The sequence below is a fragment of the Agrobacterium rubi TR3 = NBRC 13261 genome (genome assembly GCF_000739935.1).
Lineage (GTDB): Bacteria > Pseudomonadota > Alphaproteobacteria > Rhizobiales > Rhizobiaceae > Agrobacterium > Agrobacterium rubi.
Genome location: NZ_BBJU01000026.1, coordinates 64,013 through 80,172, shown reverse-complemented (window position 1 = coordinate 80,172; position 16,160 = coordinate 64,013). Strand labels below are relative to the sequence as shown.

The 16,160-nt window shown below is 57.5% G+C and carries 14 protein-coding genes; 6 read left to right on the top strand and 8 right to left on the bottom strand.

Features of this window, described 5'->3' with window-relative positions; all coding sequences use genetic code 11:
* Window positions 1-9 precede the first annotated feature (9 nt).
* A complete protein-coding gene (locus RRU01S_RS19965; RefSeq protein WP_045231970.1) occupies window positions 10-957 on the bottom strand; it encodes a 2-hydroxyacid dehydrogenase in 948 nt (315 codons plus the stop codon).
* 187 nt (window positions 958-1,144) lie between these two features.
* Between RRU01S_RS19965 and RRU01S_RS19960 the strand changes: the two genes are divergently transcribed.
* From RRU01S_RS19960 to RRU01S_RS19940, 5 genes are all read left to right on the top strand, one after another.
* The gene (locus RRU01S_RS19960) at window positions 1,145-2,641 is read left to right on the top strand and encodes a sugar ABC transporter ATP-binding protein (protein ID WP_045232046.1); all 1,497 of its coding nucleotides are present in this window, start codon (window positions 1,145-1,147) and stop codon (window positions 2,639-2,641) included.
* A gap of 17 nt (window positions 2,642-2,658) precedes the next feature.
* The gene (locus RRU01S_RS19955; RefSeq protein WP_045231969.1) at window positions 2,659-3,726 is read left to right on the top strand and encodes an ABC transporter permease; all 1,068 of its coding nucleotides are present in this window, start codon (window positions 2,659-2,661) and stop codon (window positions 3,724-3,726) included.
* A 47-nt stretch (window positions 3,727-3,773) separates the two neighbouring features.
* The gene (locus RRU01S_RS19950; protein WP_045231968.1) at window positions 3,774-4,874 is read left to right on the top strand and encodes an ABC transporter substrate-binding protein; all 1,101 of its coding nucleotides are present in this window, start codon (window positions 3,774-3,776) and stop codon (window positions 4,872-4,874) included.
* 91 nt (window positions 4,875-4,965) lie between these two features.
* Window positions 4,966-5,862, top strand: coding sequence for an SMP-30/gluconolactonase/LRE family protein (locus RRU01S_RS19945; protein WP_045232045.1), 897 nt, complete (start codon window positions 4,966-4,968; stop codon window positions 5,860-5,862).
* Window positions 5,863-5,909: 47 nt separating this feature from the next.
* Complete coding sequence (locus tag RRU01S_RS19940; protein ID WP_045231967.1) at window positions 5,910-6,920, top strand: LacI family DNA-binding transcriptional regulator; 1,011 nt, start codon at window positions 5,910-5,912, stop codon at window positions 6,918-6,920.
* A gap of 131 nt (window positions 6,921-7,051) precedes the next feature.
* On the opposite strand, the gene RRU01S_RS19935 is transcribed toward RRU01S_RS19940, so the two are convergent.
* The 7 genes from RRU01S_RS19935 to RRU01S_RS19905 all read right to left on the bottom strand — a co-directional run bounded on the left by RRU01S_RS19935 (window position 7,052) and on the right by RRU01S_RS19905 (window position 15,334).
* Complete coding sequence (locus RRU01S_RS19935; RefSeq protein ID WP_165572251.1) at window positions 7,052-8,374, bottom strand: extracellular solute-binding protein; 1,323 nt, start codon at window positions 8,372-8,374, stop codon at window positions 7,052-7,054.
* Window positions 8,375-8,451: 77 nt separating this feature from the next.
* Entirely contained in the window at window positions 8,452-9,303 is an 852-nt protein-coding gene (locus tag RRU01S_RS19930; protein WP_045231965.1) for a carbohydrate ABC transporter permease, read from the bottom strand.
* The gene (locus tag RRU01S_RS19925; protein WP_234936223.1) at window positions 9,300-10,217 is read right to left on the bottom strand and encodes a carbohydrate ABC transporter permease; all 918 of its coding nucleotides are present in this window, start codon (window positions 10,215-10,217) and stop codon (window positions 9,300-9,302) included. Before RRU01S_RS19925 ends, RRU01S_RS19930 begins: the two co-directional genes overlap by 4 nt.
* Entirely contained in the window at window positions 10,210-11,304 is a 1,095-nt protein-coding gene (locus RRU01S_RS19920) for an ABC transporter ATP-binding protein (RefSeq protein ID WP_045231963.1), read from the bottom strand. The genes RRU01S_RS19925 and RRU01S_RS19920 overlap by 8 nt, the downstream gene beginning before the upstream one ends.
* 198 nt (window positions 11,305-11,502) lie before the next feature.
* On the bottom strand, window positions 11,503-13,014 hold the full coding sequence (gene arfA / locus RRU01S_RS19915; protein WP_045232044.1) for an arabinosylfuranosidase ArfA: 1,512 nt from the start codon (window positions 13,012-13,014) through the stop codon (window positions 11,503-11,505).
* A 114-nt stretch (window positions 13,015-13,128) separates the two neighbouring features.
* A complete protein-coding gene (locus RRU01S_RS19910) occupies window positions 13,129-14,055 on the bottom strand; it encodes an ArsR/SmtB family transcription factor (protein ID WP_045231962.1) in 927 nt (308 codons plus the stop codon).
* A 127-nt stretch (window positions 14,056-14,182) separates the two neighbouring features.
* Window positions 14,183-15,334 carry a mandelate racemase/muconate lactonizing enzyme family protein gene (locus tag RRU01S_RS19905; RefSeq protein WP_045231961.1) on the bottom strand — a complete coding sequence of 384 codons (1,152 nt, stop codon included), beginning with the start codon at window positions 15,332-15,334 and terminating at the stop codon, window positions 14,183-14,185.
* A 63-nt stretch (window positions 15,335-15,397) separates the two neighbouring features.
* On the opposite strand from RRU01S_RS19905, the gene RRU01S_RS19900 reads away from it, so the two are divergent.
* A complete protein-coding gene (locus tag RRU01S_RS19900; protein WP_045231960.1) occupies window positions 15,398-16,096 on the top strand; it encodes a GntR family transcriptional regulator in 699 nt (232 codons plus the stop codon).
* Window positions 16,097-16,160 lie beyond the last annotated feature (64 nt).

The following is a 16,160-nucleotide window of genomic DNA, read 5'->3' as shown; positions in this document are numbered from 1 at the left end:
TGATGTCTCTCACAAAACCGGGGTCGGTAGCGGGCGGCCTTCGAAGTGGGCCGACAGGTTGTCGAACACAAGCGCGCCCATTGCCTTGCGCGTCTCAAGCGTACCGGATGCCATATGTGGCTGCAACAACACGTTATCGAGCGTCAGGAAACGCGGGTTCAGCTTCGGCTCGCCTTCAAAGACATCGAGCGCTGCCGAGCCGAGCGTCTTGTTCTCCAACGCATCGAGAAGCGCGTCTTCATCTATGTTGGATGCGCGGGAAATATTGATCAACATGCCCTGGGGGCCGAGTGCTTCGATCACATCGCGACTGACGATATGGCGCGTTTCGCTGGATGCGGAAAGGGTAACGAACAGAAAGTCGGATCGTGCGGCCAGTTCGATCGGGTCGGCGATGAACGTCCAGTTCTTGGCGACGTCTTTGGGTGCCGTTGCGCTGTAGGCAATGTCCATGTCGAAGCCCGCAAGCCGCCTTGCGACCTCGAAACCGATACGACCTAGGCCGAGTATCCCGACGCGTTTGCCATGCACCCGTGATGTCAGCGGATAAGGGCCTTTGCTTGCCCAGTCTCCGCTCTTGACCCAGGCGTCAGCGTTCACCATTCCGCGCGCCTGTGCCAGCAGCATTGCAACACCCAAATCCGCGACATCCTTGGTCAGCACATCCGGCGTGTTGGTCACGCGAATTCCCCGTTCACGCGCCGCGTTCACGTCAACCGCATCATAACCTACGCCATAAACGCTGATGATCTCCAATTTCGGCAGCGCGTCGATCATCGCGCGGCTGGCACCCAACTCGCCACGGGTGGCGATGCCTCTTATGTCAGCGCCGTTATCGCGGAAAAACGATGTCTTTTCAGCCGCTTCGAAATATCGGTGCATCGTGAAGTTGGCATTCAGACGCTCTTCGTCCCATGCTGGATAGGGGCCGACCTGAAGGATTTCAATTTTGCTCACGGCATCTCCTCCGATGCGTTGTTATCGATAACATAGATTTGCTCCCAATCTTTGTCCAGCGCGATTTTGAGATTTGTGAAGCTGCAGCGGGAACGCAAAATGAAATGTCCGCTCATCACTGAAAATGAATCTTGACTTCTATGTTATCGATATCATAGCGTCAGACATCAGGCTTTGGGAGGAGCGGATGGAAGCGGAAAAATTCCTGGAATTTCGTTCCGTGTCGAAGGAGTTCGGCGGCACAAAAGCGATTACGGATGTCTCGCTGGAGCTGAAGCGCGGAGAAATTCTGGCGCTTCTGGGAGAAAACGGCGCTGGAAAATCCACACTGATCAAGACGCTGGCGGGCATCTATAAGCCCGATGGCGGCGAAATCCTGTTTCGCGGCGAGCCCTATCATCATCGTCCGCCCAAGCCCAACCAGCGCCAACCCGTCGCCTTCATCCATCAGGATCTCGGCCTCATCGAGTGGATGACGGTGGCTGAAAATGTCGGTCTGGCACAGGGCTTTTCCATGAGCCACAAGCTCATCGACTGGAACGCGACGGCAAGACGCACCGCCGAGGCGCTGAAGCTGGTGGGCTGCGATTTCGACCCGACGACGCGGGTTCAAAGCCTGACACGAACCGAAAAATCGCTTGTTGCCATCGCCAGAGCCTTGGCCGTCGAGGCAGATGTACTTGTGCTGGATGAACCCACCGCCAGCCTTCCCGCCGACGAGGTCGAGAGGCTGTTCAACGCCATCAGGCCGTTGAAGGAGCGCGGTGTGGCGATGATCTACGTCTCCCACCGCCTCGATGAAATCTTCCGCATTGCCGACCGCGTGGCCGTGTTGCGCGACGGTCTTCTCGTCGGCGAGACGGCGGTTGCCGATACCAATCCGGACGAACTCATTCGCATGATCGTCGGTCGCAAGGCCGATCAGCTGTTTGCCAAAGCCCATACGACACTTGGTGAAACGCTTGTTACAGTCGAGGATTTGGCCTGCCGCGGTGCCGGGCCGGTATCGTTTGCCCTGCGCCAAGGCGAACTTCTGGGCCTTGTCGGCCTGCGGGGTGCCGGACAGGAACTGATTGGTCGCGCCTTGTTCGGCGTAGAGCCCGCAACCGGACAGGTGACGATCCGTGGCAAGCGTCCCGATCTTCGCAGTCCTGAAACGGCCATTGCCTCCGGCATCGGGCTGATCGCGCGTGACCGCACGGAAGAATCCGTCGCCATGTCGCTTTCGCTGCGCGAAAACACGTTCCTTAATCCGGGCGCGACCGGCAGGCGTTTGTCGAATTTCTTGTCACCTTCGAAAGAAGCGGATCTGGCATGGTCGATTGGCGAGAAGGTGGGTCTTCGGCCCAATGAACAATCGCTGGCAATCGAGGCACTTTCGGGCGGAAACCAGCAAAAGGTCGTTGTCGGCCGCTGGCTGGCGACGGGCCGAAAACTCCTGATTGCCGAAGACCCGACGGCCGGTGTCGATGTTGGCGCGAAAGCCGATATTTACCGGCTGATTGCGTCCGCCGTTGAGGCAGGGCTTGCCGTGATCGTCATCTCCACGGATTTCGAGGAAATCGCCCATATCTGCCACCGCGCGCTCGTCTTTTCACGCGGACGCATCGTGCGGGAATTGACCGGAGACGACCTCACCACATCCGCTGTCATCGCTGCAGCATCCGCCTCCGAAGCGGCCTGATTATCTGGAGAACGAAGATGCAATCCATCCAGTCCACCGCACTCGAGCCGACAAAGTCGGAGCTACAGGGCCTGTCGACCGGCGACAAACTCAAGCGCTTTTTGCCGGTGTACGGGTTGGTGATCCTGACGGTTCTGCTCATCGTGATCTTTTCCGTCATGCTGCCGGATACGTTCCCGACTGTGCTCAACATGCGCTCGATCATTGCCAACAAGACCATTATCGCCATTCTGTCGCTGGCGGCGATGATCCCGATGGCCTGTGGGCGGATCGATCTTACCATCGGCTACGGCATCGTTCTCTGGCACATTCTGGCGATCAGCCTGCAAACCATGTATGGCGTGCCCTGGCCCATCGCCGTTCTCATCGTGCTGGTGCTGGGTGGTTTGACGGGCCTGTTAAATGGCGTGCTGGTGGAGATTGCCAAGATCGACAGTTTCATCGCAACGCTTGGCACCGGAACGGTCATTTATGCCATAGCGCTTTGGCATACGGGTGGTCGTCAGGTCGTCGGCGTTCTGCCGGATGGATTTCTAGCCCTGAACGGCACCTTTATCTTCGGCCTGCCCATCACCGGATTTTATGTGCTGGCACTGGCGCTGGTGATGTGGATCGTGCTCGAATATCTGCCGATCGGTCGCTACACCTATGCCATCGGTGCCAATCCGAAGGCCGCTGCTCTCAACGGCATTCCCGTGCGTCGCTTCGTGGTGAGTGCCTTCGTTATTTCTGGTCTGCTGTCGGCTCTCGCCGGTGTGTTGCTGGCATCGCGCCTGCGGATCGGTCAGGCCAGCGTCGGGCTCGAATATCTGTTGCCGGCTTTGGTCGGCGCGTTTCTCGGCTCTACCACGATCAAGCCCGGCCGCGTCAATGTCTGGGGTACGATGATCGGCGTCATCATCCTGGCCGTCGGCATTGCCGGTATCCAGCAATTCGGCGGCTCCTTCTTTGTCGAGCCTCTTTTCAACGGCGTCACGTTGCTGGTTGCCATCGGTATCGCGGGCTATGCCCAGCGCCGCCGCGGCGTGGCTGGCCTGTTGAAGCCCAAAGGCATGCCGGAAAAGACTGCTGCCGACCCGTCCTGAGTGCATGCATCGTCGTAAAAACCGTGATTTCAATGGGAGGAAATACCATGAGACGCAGACAGTTCCTTGCAAGTACGGCGTCCGCCGTGTTCGCTATCGTCCTAGCAGGACCGGCCTTTGCGGATGCCATGACGGACGCCAAGGCCGTCGTTGCCAAATATGCCAGCAAAGTCGAAAAATGGGACGGCCCGACAACTGGCCCGAAAGCGGCAGCCGACAAATCGGTGGTGATTGTGGCCGCTGACATGAAGAATGGCGGCATTCTGGGTGTCGTCAACGGCATTGAAGAAGCCGCCAAATCCATTGGCTGGAAGGTGAATGTGCTGGATAGCGCCGGTTCCGTCGAAGGCCGGACGGCCTCGTTCGGGCAGGCGCTGACCCTGAAGCCGAATGGCATCATCATTGCAGGTTTCGATGCCGTCGAGCAGAAACCCGCCATGGCGGAAGCCAAGAAGGCCAATATTCCCATGGTCGCCTGGCACGCTGCCCCGGCTGTTGGACCGGTGGATGAGGTGGGCGTTTTCGCCAATGTCACGACCGATGCTATGGAAGTGTCCAAAGCCGCCGCCGATTACGCCTTTGTTGATGCGGGCGGAAAACCGGGCGTCATCATCTTCACCGATTCCACCTATGCCATCGCCATCGCCAAGGCCGACAAGATGAAGGCGGAAATCGAGGCGCTTGGCGGTACCGTGCTCGAATATGTCGATACGCCAATCGCCGAGACTTCACAGCGCATGCCGCAACTGACGACGACGTTGCTACAGAAATACGGAGCAAAGTGGACGCATTCGCTGGCGATCAACGACATCTATTTCGATTTCATGGGCCCGTCTTTGTCAGCCGCAGGCATTCCGGGTGACGGTGCGCCGAAGAGCGTAGCGGCGGGCGACGGCTCCGAAAGCGCCTACCAGCGCATCCGCGCCAAACAGTACCAATCGGTCACGGTCGCCGAGCCCCTCAATCTTCAGGGCTGGCAATTGGTCGATGAACTCAACCGCGCCTTTTCGGGTGAAAAATGGTCCGGCTATGTGTCGCCATTGCACGTGGTGACGGTCGATAATGTCGAGTTCGACGGCGGGCCGAAGAACTCGTTTGATCCGGATAACGGTTATCGCGACGCGTATAAGAAAATCTGGGGCAAATAAAACAAGCGGATGGGTGGCGTGCGGTCTTGCTGCACACCACCTGATCGCTATCTTCGCGCTAATGTCCAAAAACAAGGAAAGGTTGGGCCTGATGTCATTTTTCGAAGCGGAAGACCCGGTCTTTTCCACTTTCGTGCTGGGTAATGCGCCGCTCAAGAAGCTGGCTGGCGGGTTCGACTGGGTCGAAGGACCTGTTTGGTTCGGAGACCATGATTGCCTTCTGTTTTCCGATATTCCCAACAACCGCATCCTGCGCTGGAGCCCTGCGACAGGCATTTCCACGTTTCGCGAGCCATCGAATTTTTCGAACGGCCACACGCGTGACCGCGAGGGAAGGCTGGTCAGCTGCGAACACGGCACACGACGGGTTTCGCGCACGGAACATAATGGGACGATCACTGTCATTGCCGACAGCTATGACGGTAAACGGCTGAATTCACCCAATGATGTGATCGTGGCGTCAGATGGCGCCATCTGGTTCTCAGACCCGCATTACGGCATTGCGACGGATTATGAAGGCTTTCGCGCGGAGCAGGAATTGCCTTGCAATGTCTACCGTGTCGACCCCATGTCGGGCGAAGTCCGCGCGGTGCTCACCGATTTCAACTGCCCGAATGGCTTGGCGTTCAGCCCCGATGAAAAGCGCCTTTATGTCGCCGACACAGGGCGCATGTTTTCCGATGACCCGCGCCATATCCGCGTGTTTGATGTTAACGAGAACGGGCGTTTGAGTGGCGGCGCAGTCTTTCATTCCATAGAGCCGGGTTGCGCAGACGGAATGAGGGTCGATGCTGCCGGCAATCTCTGGTCCTCCGCAGCCGACGGCGTTCACTGCATCTCTCCCGACGGTCGCCGTCTCGGCAAAATCCTTGTGCCTGAAACGGTTTCCAACGTGTGTTTTGGTGGACGCAACGGTCATCGGCTGTTTATCACGGCGACCACGTCGATCTATGCGGTCTCGCTTGCCATTCGCGGCCATATCCGCTGATACGATTAAGACCGCCAAAGCGGTAAAGAAGAATGGGGTAGTGGGGCATGCGCAACGACAGAACGCCGACTATGGCCGATATCGCGCGCGCGACAGGTGTTTCGCCCATGACGGTCTCGCGGGCATTCAAGGCGGGCGGCCTGGTCAACACGGAAACGCGTGACGCGATCTTGAAGGCGGCTGAAGATCTTGGCTATGTCTTCGATTCGACCGCATCCAATCTTCGCTCGAAGAAAACAGATTTCATCGCCGTCACGATTCCCTCTATCAACAACGCCAATTTTGCAGATACCGTCGGCGGATTGTCCGATGTTCTCAGCGCGCAGGGGTTCCAGATACTGCTCGGCTATACGAACTACGACATGCAGGAAGAAGAGCGGCTGATCGAAAACCTCCTGCGCCGCAAGCCGCAGGCCATTGCCGTGACGGGTGGCCAACATACGCAGCGGGCGCGCAAGTTGCTGGAAAACGCCAATATCCCCGTCATCGAGACCTGGGATGTGCCAGCCGAACCCATCGGTCATTTTGTCGGCTTCTCCAACGCGGATGCGGTGCGCAGCATGGTCGATCATTTCATCGAGGTGGGTTATCGGCGCATCGCCTTCATCGGCGGTGATGCAAGCCGCGACACCCGGGGCACCAACCGCCGCCATGGCTTTATCACCGCATTACGCGACCACGGGCTTGATCCTTTTAGGTTGATCGACGCTGGCGCGCCGCCTATTTCCATGCGGGAAGGCGCAAATGCCATGGCACGGCTTCTCGAGGAGTTCCGCGATACCGAAGCGGTGATCTGCGTGTCCGATCTTTCAGCCTTCGGCGCTTTGACGGAGTGCCAGCGACGGGACATCTGCGTGCCGGAGCAAATCGCCATTGGCGGGTTTGGCGACTATGAGATCGGCGGCATTTCCGTGCCCGCGCTGACGACCATCAATGCACACGCCCGCATGATCGGAGCGCGCACTGGTTCGCTCATCCTTGATCTCTTGAATGGCAAGGACGGCGTCCCGCACCTGACCATCCAGCCGCAGCTCATCGTGCGCGAAAGCAGCCTATAGACGGTCACCACGTCGGTCGGCATTCCGGTAGCAAAAACCCGCTGATCGCCATCAATCGTCTTCACGCATAAAGGCCCGTCGCTCGCAGTGAGCAACGGGCCTTTATGCTGAAGGTCGCAGGAATGAAGCCTTCAGAGATTGGCGAGCAGGTCATTGATCCGCGATTCCATATCGGCAAGTGCCGCGTCGACATCCTTCTGGCCGGTGATGGCAGAGTTCATTTCTTCGCCGACAATATCCTGGATAGCGAACTGGCGCTGCACCGTGGCAGGCAGTGGTGTGCCGAGCGTGGCGATTGCCGAGACCGTGTCGCGGTGCGGCAGGGCCTTGAACGCGGCACTGTCGAGAACCGCCTTGACCGATGGCAGGTGACCTGTGCGTGCCCATTCGAAATCATTGTCGGCAAAGAACTTCAGGAACTTGCCGATGGCGGCGGTTTGCTCCTCGCTGCGGTCCTTCTGGGAAACGCCCCAGGCGTGGCCGTCGGCATATTGCGCCTTCTTGCCGGCAAAGAGCTGCGGATAGGGGTAGACGGCATACCCGCCCTTGTTCAAGGCCGTCCCCTTGGTTTCCGACGAGGCGTTATAGTCACCGATCATCCATGTGCCATTGAGATGCACACCGCCTTCGCCAGCCAGAAAGGCGTTGATACTGCCAGCATAGTCCATGTCCTTCGTCGTGTCGCCCTGGTCATAGATCGCCTTATACATCTCGATGACCTTTTTGGCCTCGGGCGTTTGCAGCTTGACCTTGGTCGGATCGGCGAAGAAATCGGAATCCTGCTGGAAGAGATAGGTGTAGAAATTGCGTGCAAACAACGCCTTTTCATTGGCGAGGTTCTGGATCAGGTAGGGCTTTCCGGTCTTTTCCTTAAACTGTTTGGCCTGCGCCAAAAGCTCGTCCACGCTTGTCGGAAGCTTTGGCGTGCCATCGGCATTGACGAGATCAGCCTGCTTGAACAAATCCATGTTGATGTGAAACAGCATGGTCCAGTTGTCGATGGGAAGGCCATACATCTGGCCTTCTTTTGTCACGCCGCCGCGCGCAGCATCGGTGAAGAGGTCGGGCGTGATGCCGTTCTTCGAAAGCAGTTCATCGAGAGGAAGCAGCAGACCTTTGGACTGATAGTCGGAGATCGCGGAGTGATGGATGGAGACGATATCCGGCGGATCGCCAGCCGCGAACTGCGCCGTCAGCTGGTCGTAACCCGGCCATTCGACGGTGGTAACCGAAATATGGATGTCGGGATTGTCGGCGTTGAATTTGTTGATGATCGAGGTGATGATCCCGCATTCGCCAACCGCCTTGGTGACATCGGTATTTTTGCCAAAATCCGCGTCGCAGGCACCAAAGAAGCGTTGCAATGTCAGCTCCGTGGCAGCGTATGCGGGACTTGCCCCCATCAGCGCGACGACGGATGCCGCCGCCAGGAATGATCGTCTGAATATCTGCATCATGATAGTCTCCTCCGTTCATGATCAGTCATGTGATCCAGCGTTCGAGTGCGCTGGCTGGTCGAAACATTTCGCGTTCAACGCACCGCGGCACCCGAGACAGCTGTGACGATGTATTTCTGGAAAAACAGATACAGGATGAGAATTGGCGCACCGGCAAAGACCGCCTGCGACATCAAAAAGCCGAGGCCTTCCGACTGCGCGAAATTGGTCTGTGTCGACGCAATCCCGACCGTCAGCGTGTACATTTCTTTCTTTGTGCCGGAAATCAGCGGCCAGAAGTAATCGTTCCAGGCATTCAGAAAGGTGAAGATGCCGAGCGTGGCCTGTGCGGGCAGCGTCAAAGGCAAAAGCACTTTCCAGAAGATTTTGAAGCGGCTGGCATTGTCGAGCAATGCCGCTTCGTCGAGCTCCCTAGGAATGGCCCGGAAATACTGCGTCATCAGGAAGACGCCGAAGGGTGCAGATAGGCCGGGCAGGATGAGGCCCTGATAGGTATTGTGAAATTTAAGCCAGCTGAAGAGCTGGTGACGTGCGATCAGCACCGCTTGCTCAGGGACGGCAAGTCCCATCAGGACAAGAATGAAGATCACGTTGCGGAACGGAAAGTTCAGCCGGGCAAAACCGTAGCCGGCGAGTGAGGATAAAACCAGCGTGCCGATGGTCAGCCCGCCTGATACGATCAGGCTGTTGAGTATCCAGCGAAACACCGACGACGTCGCCAGAATGTTGATATAGTTCTGGATGGTATAGGGCGCATGGAACACGGAGTTCATGCTCACCATCAGCTCCTTGTTGTCCTTGAAGGACAAAGCGATGACCCAGATGAGCGGTGCCATCATGAGGATAGCCGCCACGACGGTGAGCCAGAGGATCACGCGGTCGCCGGTGGTGCGGCCGACCATGCCGGAAGCGTGCTCATTGCTCATGCCGCATCTCCCTTTCTACGTGATACGAGGAACTGCACTATGGCCGCCATGAGGATCAGAACGAACAGCACTTCCGATGCGGCTGCCCCAAGCCCGAGATCCCATTTCGTAAACGCCGCCTCATAGATGTAGAGGACAAGCGGTTTGGAGACATTGTTCGGTCCGCCGTTGCTCATCAGCTTTGCCTGGCCGAACAGCTGGAACTGGAGCACGATCTGGATAACGACGACGAGCACGAAGGTCCGCTTGATCGACGGGAATGTGATGAAGCGGAAGGTGCGCCAGCGACTGGCGTTGTCGAGTGCGGCTGCCTCGTAGATGTCGCCGGGAATTTGCTGGAGTGCGGCGAGATAGAGCATCATCGGCAGACCGATGCACCACCAGATGGTGGCAATGGCAATCGCGATCATCACCAGATCGGGATTGGACAGGAAGGCAGGTGTCGTTGCGCCGAACCAGCCATAGATCGTGGATAGCAGTCCGAAATTCGGAATGAAAACAATGCGCCAGACGAGCGTGACGATGGTAACCGACAGAACCGATGAGGCAAAGAACACCGTACGCAGGACAGCCGCCGTGCGCGTCTGGCGATTGAGCGCCAGCGCCAGCAGCAGACCAATGACGGCAAGCGGTGGGACGGTCAGGACGACGAAGTAGAAAGTGTTCCAGATCGACTGGATAAATATACGGTCATTGAAGAGGCGGATATAATTCGTCAGGCCAACGAAACGGCCGATCGCAAAGGCATCGGCCTTGTGCAGGCTGAGCCAGATGCCCCAGAATAGGGGAACGACGAGCAGCGTGACGAAGAAGAAGAGATAGGGGGCGACGAAAAGCGCATTGCGCCAAAGCGGCGCATTGACGGGCCGGACTTTGCGAGAGGCGGTGGACTGCATCTCCGCCATGTCAGCCATCCTCCGCATGATAGGCGCGGCCGTCCGCATCGAAGAGATGCGCGCGGTGTCCATCCAGCGAAAGCCCGATCCGATCGCCAATCGCAGCGCGGCTTAGCCCAATATCTTCGGCAACGATCATCTGGCCGTCGGCAAGCCGGGTATAGAGCAGCGTTCGGTCGCCGAGCCGCTCCAGCACCTCGACGGTTCCTGTGGTGGCCGATACCTCGCCTTCGCCCGCAGGCCGCACCGCTTCTGCGCGAATGCCCAGCGTGTGCTCTCCACCTGTCAGGCCTTCGGCGCGCACGCTCGTCTTGAGGTGTGAGCCGTCCGGCAGGGTGGCGACAGCGAAGCCGCCTGTTTCGGATATCTGCACGGGCATGAAATTCATGGTGGGCGAGCCGACGAAAGTGGCAACGAAGCGGCTGGCCGGGCGCAGATAGATGTCCATCGGCTTGCCGATCTGCTCAATCTTGCGGTTGTTCATCACCACGACGCGGTCGGCCAGCGTCATCGCTTCGATCTGATCGTGGGTGACGAAAATCATGGTCGATTTGACACGGTTGCGGAGCTGGGCGAGCTCGACACGGGTCCTGACGCGCAGAGCGGCGTCGAGATTGGACAGCGGTTCATCGAACAGAAAGGCTTTCGGCTCCTTGACGATCGCGCGCCCGATGGCCACGCGCTGACGCTGTCCACCGGAAAGCTGGCCGGGCTTGCGCTCCAGAAGGTGGCCGATCTCCAGCATCCGGGCGGCTTCTGCGATGCGAGCCGAGACGGTTTCTGAGGGAATGCCGATATTGCGAAGGCCGAACGCCATGTTGTCGGCGACCGTCATGTGCGGATAAAGCGCATAGGACTGGAACACCATGGCAATATCGCGCTTGCCGGGTGGAAGCGTGTCGATGCGCTGGCCATTGATGGAGATCGTGCCCTCATCCACGCTTTCAAGCCCGGCAATCATGCGCAGCAAGGTGGATTTTCCGCATCCGGAGGGACCGAGAAAGACCATGAATTCATTGGCTTTGACGGACAGGGAGAGGTTCTCCATAACCGTCATCGCGCCATACCGCTTGGTCACGCTGTCGATCTCGATCTGCGCAGTCATGCCAACCTCCACCCTTCCATCAAGGCAGTCTTGCCGTGACCGCTCGGTAAAGAGGCGATTGCCGTGTTCGAATCTCGAATGTCCATCTTGTCCTCCCCAAGGCCTGCACTCTTTTGAGCCGGCCCAACCGTCATTCCTTCTTATGTTACCGGATGCCCCCTCCACAGTGGCATCTGGCGCGATCATCTTGCGGTTCACTCACGCCGAAAGGCGGATCATCCGGTAACTCAGCGGTGCAATCGAGACGGTCAGCCGTCCCTCGTTCAGGCTTGCATCCTCTCCCTTTACGGGTATGACATTGTCAGGCTTTTCCGCCGTATTCGTAATGTTGATGTTGGAATGGGCGATGACCTGATCGTCTGCAATCGAGAGGGCACCGAATTCCAGCAACTGAACGTCAATGTCCAGCGCGTCGGTGAGATGCCGGTTGACGATGAAGAACGTGACCTGGCTCTTTGTCTCGTCGTGAACCGCAGATACATCGAGATAGGGCACGGGGCCAACGCCATCGACTGTGTACGTCGGGCTGTCGATCATCAGTTTCAGCGCCGTGCCACGTCCGTAGACCGATGCGTAATAATAGGGGTAGAAGATCGTCTGCCGCCAGGCTGCACCGCCCGGAACGGTCATGATCGGTGCTATGACGTTGACGAGCTGGGCGAGGCAGGCAATCCGCACCACGTCTGAGCGATTGATGAAGGTGTTGAGAATACAGCCGACCTGCAGCACATCTTCAAAATTGTAGTCGTCTTCCAGAAGGGCAGGGGCCTCCGGCCAGCCACTGCCGCCTTCAAGGATCGCACGGTCTTTTTCCTTGGAGTGGTACCAGACGTTCCACTCATCGAAAGAGATATAGACATCCTTCTGGGAGCGCTTCTTCGACTTCACATAGGCGATGACCCCGGCAACGGTGCCGATGTAGTTATCAAGCTCAAGGCTGCGGGCAAGATAGTTGGCCGTGTCCTTGGCGCGGTTTTCAAAATACATGTGAAGCGAGATGTAATCCACCTCATTGTAGGTGTGTTCGAGAACCGTCGCTTCCCACTGCGGATAGGTCGGCATGTGGGCGTTCGATGAGCCGCAGACGACAAGTTCGAGCCGGCTGTCGAAAGCGCGCATCGCCTTGGCTGTCTCGTGGGCAAGCCGTCCATATTCATCGGCCGTCTTGTGGCCGATCTGCCAGGGACCGTCCATCTCGTTGCCGAGGCACCAGAGGCGCACATCGAAGGGGGCCTCACGGCCATTGGCGCGGCGCTTGTCGCTCCAGGTGCTGCCGCCTTCGTGGTTGACATATTCAAGAAAGTTACGTGCCTCATCGAGACCGCGCGAGCCGAGGTTGACGGCCAGCATCATCTCGGTACCGACGGAGGTGCACCAGTCTGCAAATTCATGAATGCCGACCTGATTGCTTTCCGATGTGTGCCACGCAAGGTCGAGGCGGACAGGGCGATCTTCCTTCGGGCCGATGCCGTCTTCCCAGTTGTAGGCTGACACGAAGTTTCCACCGGGATAGCGGACGATCGGAACCTGAAGTTCCCGAACGAGGTCGATGACATCCTGGCGCATGCCGTTTTTGTCGGCGGTCGCGTGGTCCGGTTCGTAGATGCCGGTATAAACAGCACGGCCCAGATGCTCGATGAACGAGCCATACAGCCGCGGATCGATCTCCGCGATCTTGAATTTGCGGTGGGCAATAACCGTCGCCTTCATGTCGCTCTCCATAATATCCATTTTTATGATATATATCACAATTTGAGATAAATAGAGCCAAGAACGATCACTCGGTCAAGTTAAAACTGTTGTGCAGCGCACGCAGGAAAACGCTTAACGCGTTCGCAGTCGCAGCAGAATATCCTGATCGTAATTGCCAAATCCTCGGCCGAAAATATTGATCCCGCCCGGATGCTTGGCGTCGTCCTTCACGCCGATCCGCAGGCGGATGGAGTGGTGTTCCTCGAGTTTCAGATCGGAAAGCCGCACGTCCGAAATGCGGAGGCCATCGACATAGGAGCCGTCTTCATTGACACGGAAACTCTTCAGCTTGCCATATTGCGAGCCCTTCAACTTCCACCAGTCCGGGGTGTAAACGCCTCTCTGGTCGCCGAAATCTCCTGGAGATGTCCAAGTCGCGACATCGATCCCGTTGACGGCAAGCGTGATGTCCGAGGGCCAGTCGGCGCTCGTGCCAGGAACCTCCGAGCTCAGCTCCAGCGCAAACTCGATCTCGCGAATTTGCGCATTGGCAAGCCTGGCATTGTTGGGGAATTGGTACTCGACATAGCCGCGGGTGAACCAGATCAGGGTCGTTTTCATCCTGTCAGGGTCGAGGAAGGTGCTCGGCACATCGAGCAATCCGATGATGCCGTCAACCGAACAGAGACCGCAGGGAGCCGACACTTCGAAGCTGGTATAGAGCCCCAAGGGCATTGATACCTCGATTGCGTTCTGTTCCGTCTCCTTGATGTTGTCCTTCAAAACGATCAGCACTTCATCGTAGACGCATTCGCAAATCTTCTGGCTTCCCTTGCGCGCCTTGATCGTTTCCGTGCGGATCAACCCGGCTTCCTGCAACATTTGAAGGCTTGTCGAGACGCTGGACTGCGGCAGACCAAGCACCGCAGCGATGTCGTTGACGTTCATCGGCCCCTTCTGTTGTAGAAGCTTCAGCATGGAAATGCGCGTTGGCGAGGCTAGAGCCTTGAGAACCGATTGATGCTCCTCGGGGTCGACGACAAGAAAATTGCGGCTCAAGGTCAAGCTCCCGAAATTAGCGATCTCTCACCTCTATATCGGAAAAGCTGATGTAATCAATGATTTCCAGATACGCCGGATACTGTGCGGCCCGAATGGGCACAACTCTCCCATAGAGCTTGTGATGTCAAAGCAAGCCCGGATCAATCGGCAGACGATTGTTCCTCGGCGCCTCACCGAGTTGCGGTCTCTCGAGACGTTTGGGTCTTGCCCATTCCTGTCTCGCTTCTTCAGACAGTACGAGTCCGTGGCCGGGTCTGTCGGGGGCGTAAGCGTAGCCGTCACGGATTTCGATGGGGGTTTCCACGAGGTGATCGAAGTTCTGGAAGGAATATTCCAGCCATTCGACTTCCGGCAGGGCTGCGGCCATATGGACGCCGACTTCAAGGAAGGTGTTGCCAAGGCTAACGGGGATACCCATTTCGGCGGCCAGCCAGCCGATGCGCATGACATCGGTCACCTGCCCATGGACGTTGAGAAGATCAGTGCCGTGGTTTTCCAGAAGGATGCGTTTGCCGGGCATATCGAGATATTCGCCACTGTTGATCTGCGTCCAGTTGACGGCGTGGCGCAACGTCCGCAGGCCCTCGAAGTCATGGCGCAGAATGGGGTCTTCCACCCAGAGCAGATCGTGGCCAGCATCGCGGATTTCAGTCAGTTTGACGAGTGCTTCCTTGGAGTTCCAGGCCTCGTTGGGATCGATCATGATCAGCGAACCCTCTGGCACCGATTGCTGTAGCAGATCGAGCCGTTTCAGGTCGCGTTTGAAATCGGGGTGGCCGACTTTGATTTTGAAGGCGTTATACCCAATGCTCGCCGCATGGCGGAACAGCGCACAAAATGCCTCATCGCTCAAATGAAAGTCGAGTCCGCTGGCATAGGCACGGACGCGATCTCTCCGGCTTCCCAGCAATTGGTGCAACGGCATGCCTGCCTGTTTTGCGGCGAGGTCCCAGAGTGCAACTTGTAGCGCTTCATGAAACGGCAGCGAAAATGCGCGCTGGTTGCCGCCACGTGGCCGGTTGACACGGTGCACGAGGCCTATGGCTTTTTGGCCTTTCAGCGTCTGCCAAACCTCGTTTTCGAAGACGGCTTCGATTTCAGCCTGATCGGGCAGGGGGTGGAAAAGGGTCTGGATGAATCCCAGCCCGACCTCACCTGTTTCAGAGACCAGTTCCAAAGCTGCAACGTTGGCGTCGTCGGCACGAACCTGACTATCGCCAATTACACGGTCGCGGGCAAACTGAAATCGCGTTATACGGAAATGAGAAATGGTCATGGCGGGCTCTCTGATCGCTTAAAAACTGATACTGATCTATCAGAAAGGAAATTTTCTGTCATCATGAAAAAATTGTCGGAGCGTCAAACTGTGAAATCAAGCATCATGGAAGCGGGTGCGCCGCGCCTGAGCGATGTCGCCTATGAACGCATTCTGGAAAGTCTTTTCGAGCGCAAGGTGCCCGTCGGCGCCTTCATTTCGCAGAACGAGCTTTCGTCTATTGTCGATGTGCCGGTCGCGCCGCTGCGCGATGCGTTGCGGGTGCTGGAAGCTGAAGGCATTTTGACCATTCATCCACGGTCGGGCATTCAGTTCATTCGGCCCGGTCTGGAGCTCACGCGGTCCACCTACCAGTTTCGCTCCATTGTCGAGCGCGCGGCCGTCCGGGTGTTTGCAGAAGAGGCGGACGAGCACATAACAAATGCCTTGGAAGTCAGGCATTCCAGGCTTTTGCGTCGGGTCGAGCGTGATGGTATTGGCCCGGAGCAATTGCTTGAGATGGATTCGCTGGAACTGGACTTGCACGGGCACATTATTCAAGCCTTGCGCAATCCGCTCATAGACAGCGCCTATAAGCGCATGCACAATTACCTGCGGCTACTGCGATTGGAGCGGAAGGTCACGGTGCCGATCATGATCCGAACGCTGAAGGAGCATCTCGATATTCTCGAGGCCTGCGGCACGCGAAATGCTGAAGCTGCGGAAAAGGCGTTGCAGGCGCATTTCCAGGCGGCCATGCAGCGTAACCTCGGGCTGGTATAAATTAGCACCATTAATTTCAGAGGGTGTTGATGTGCGTTGTTGCAGACGTTGAGAAATGGTGCTA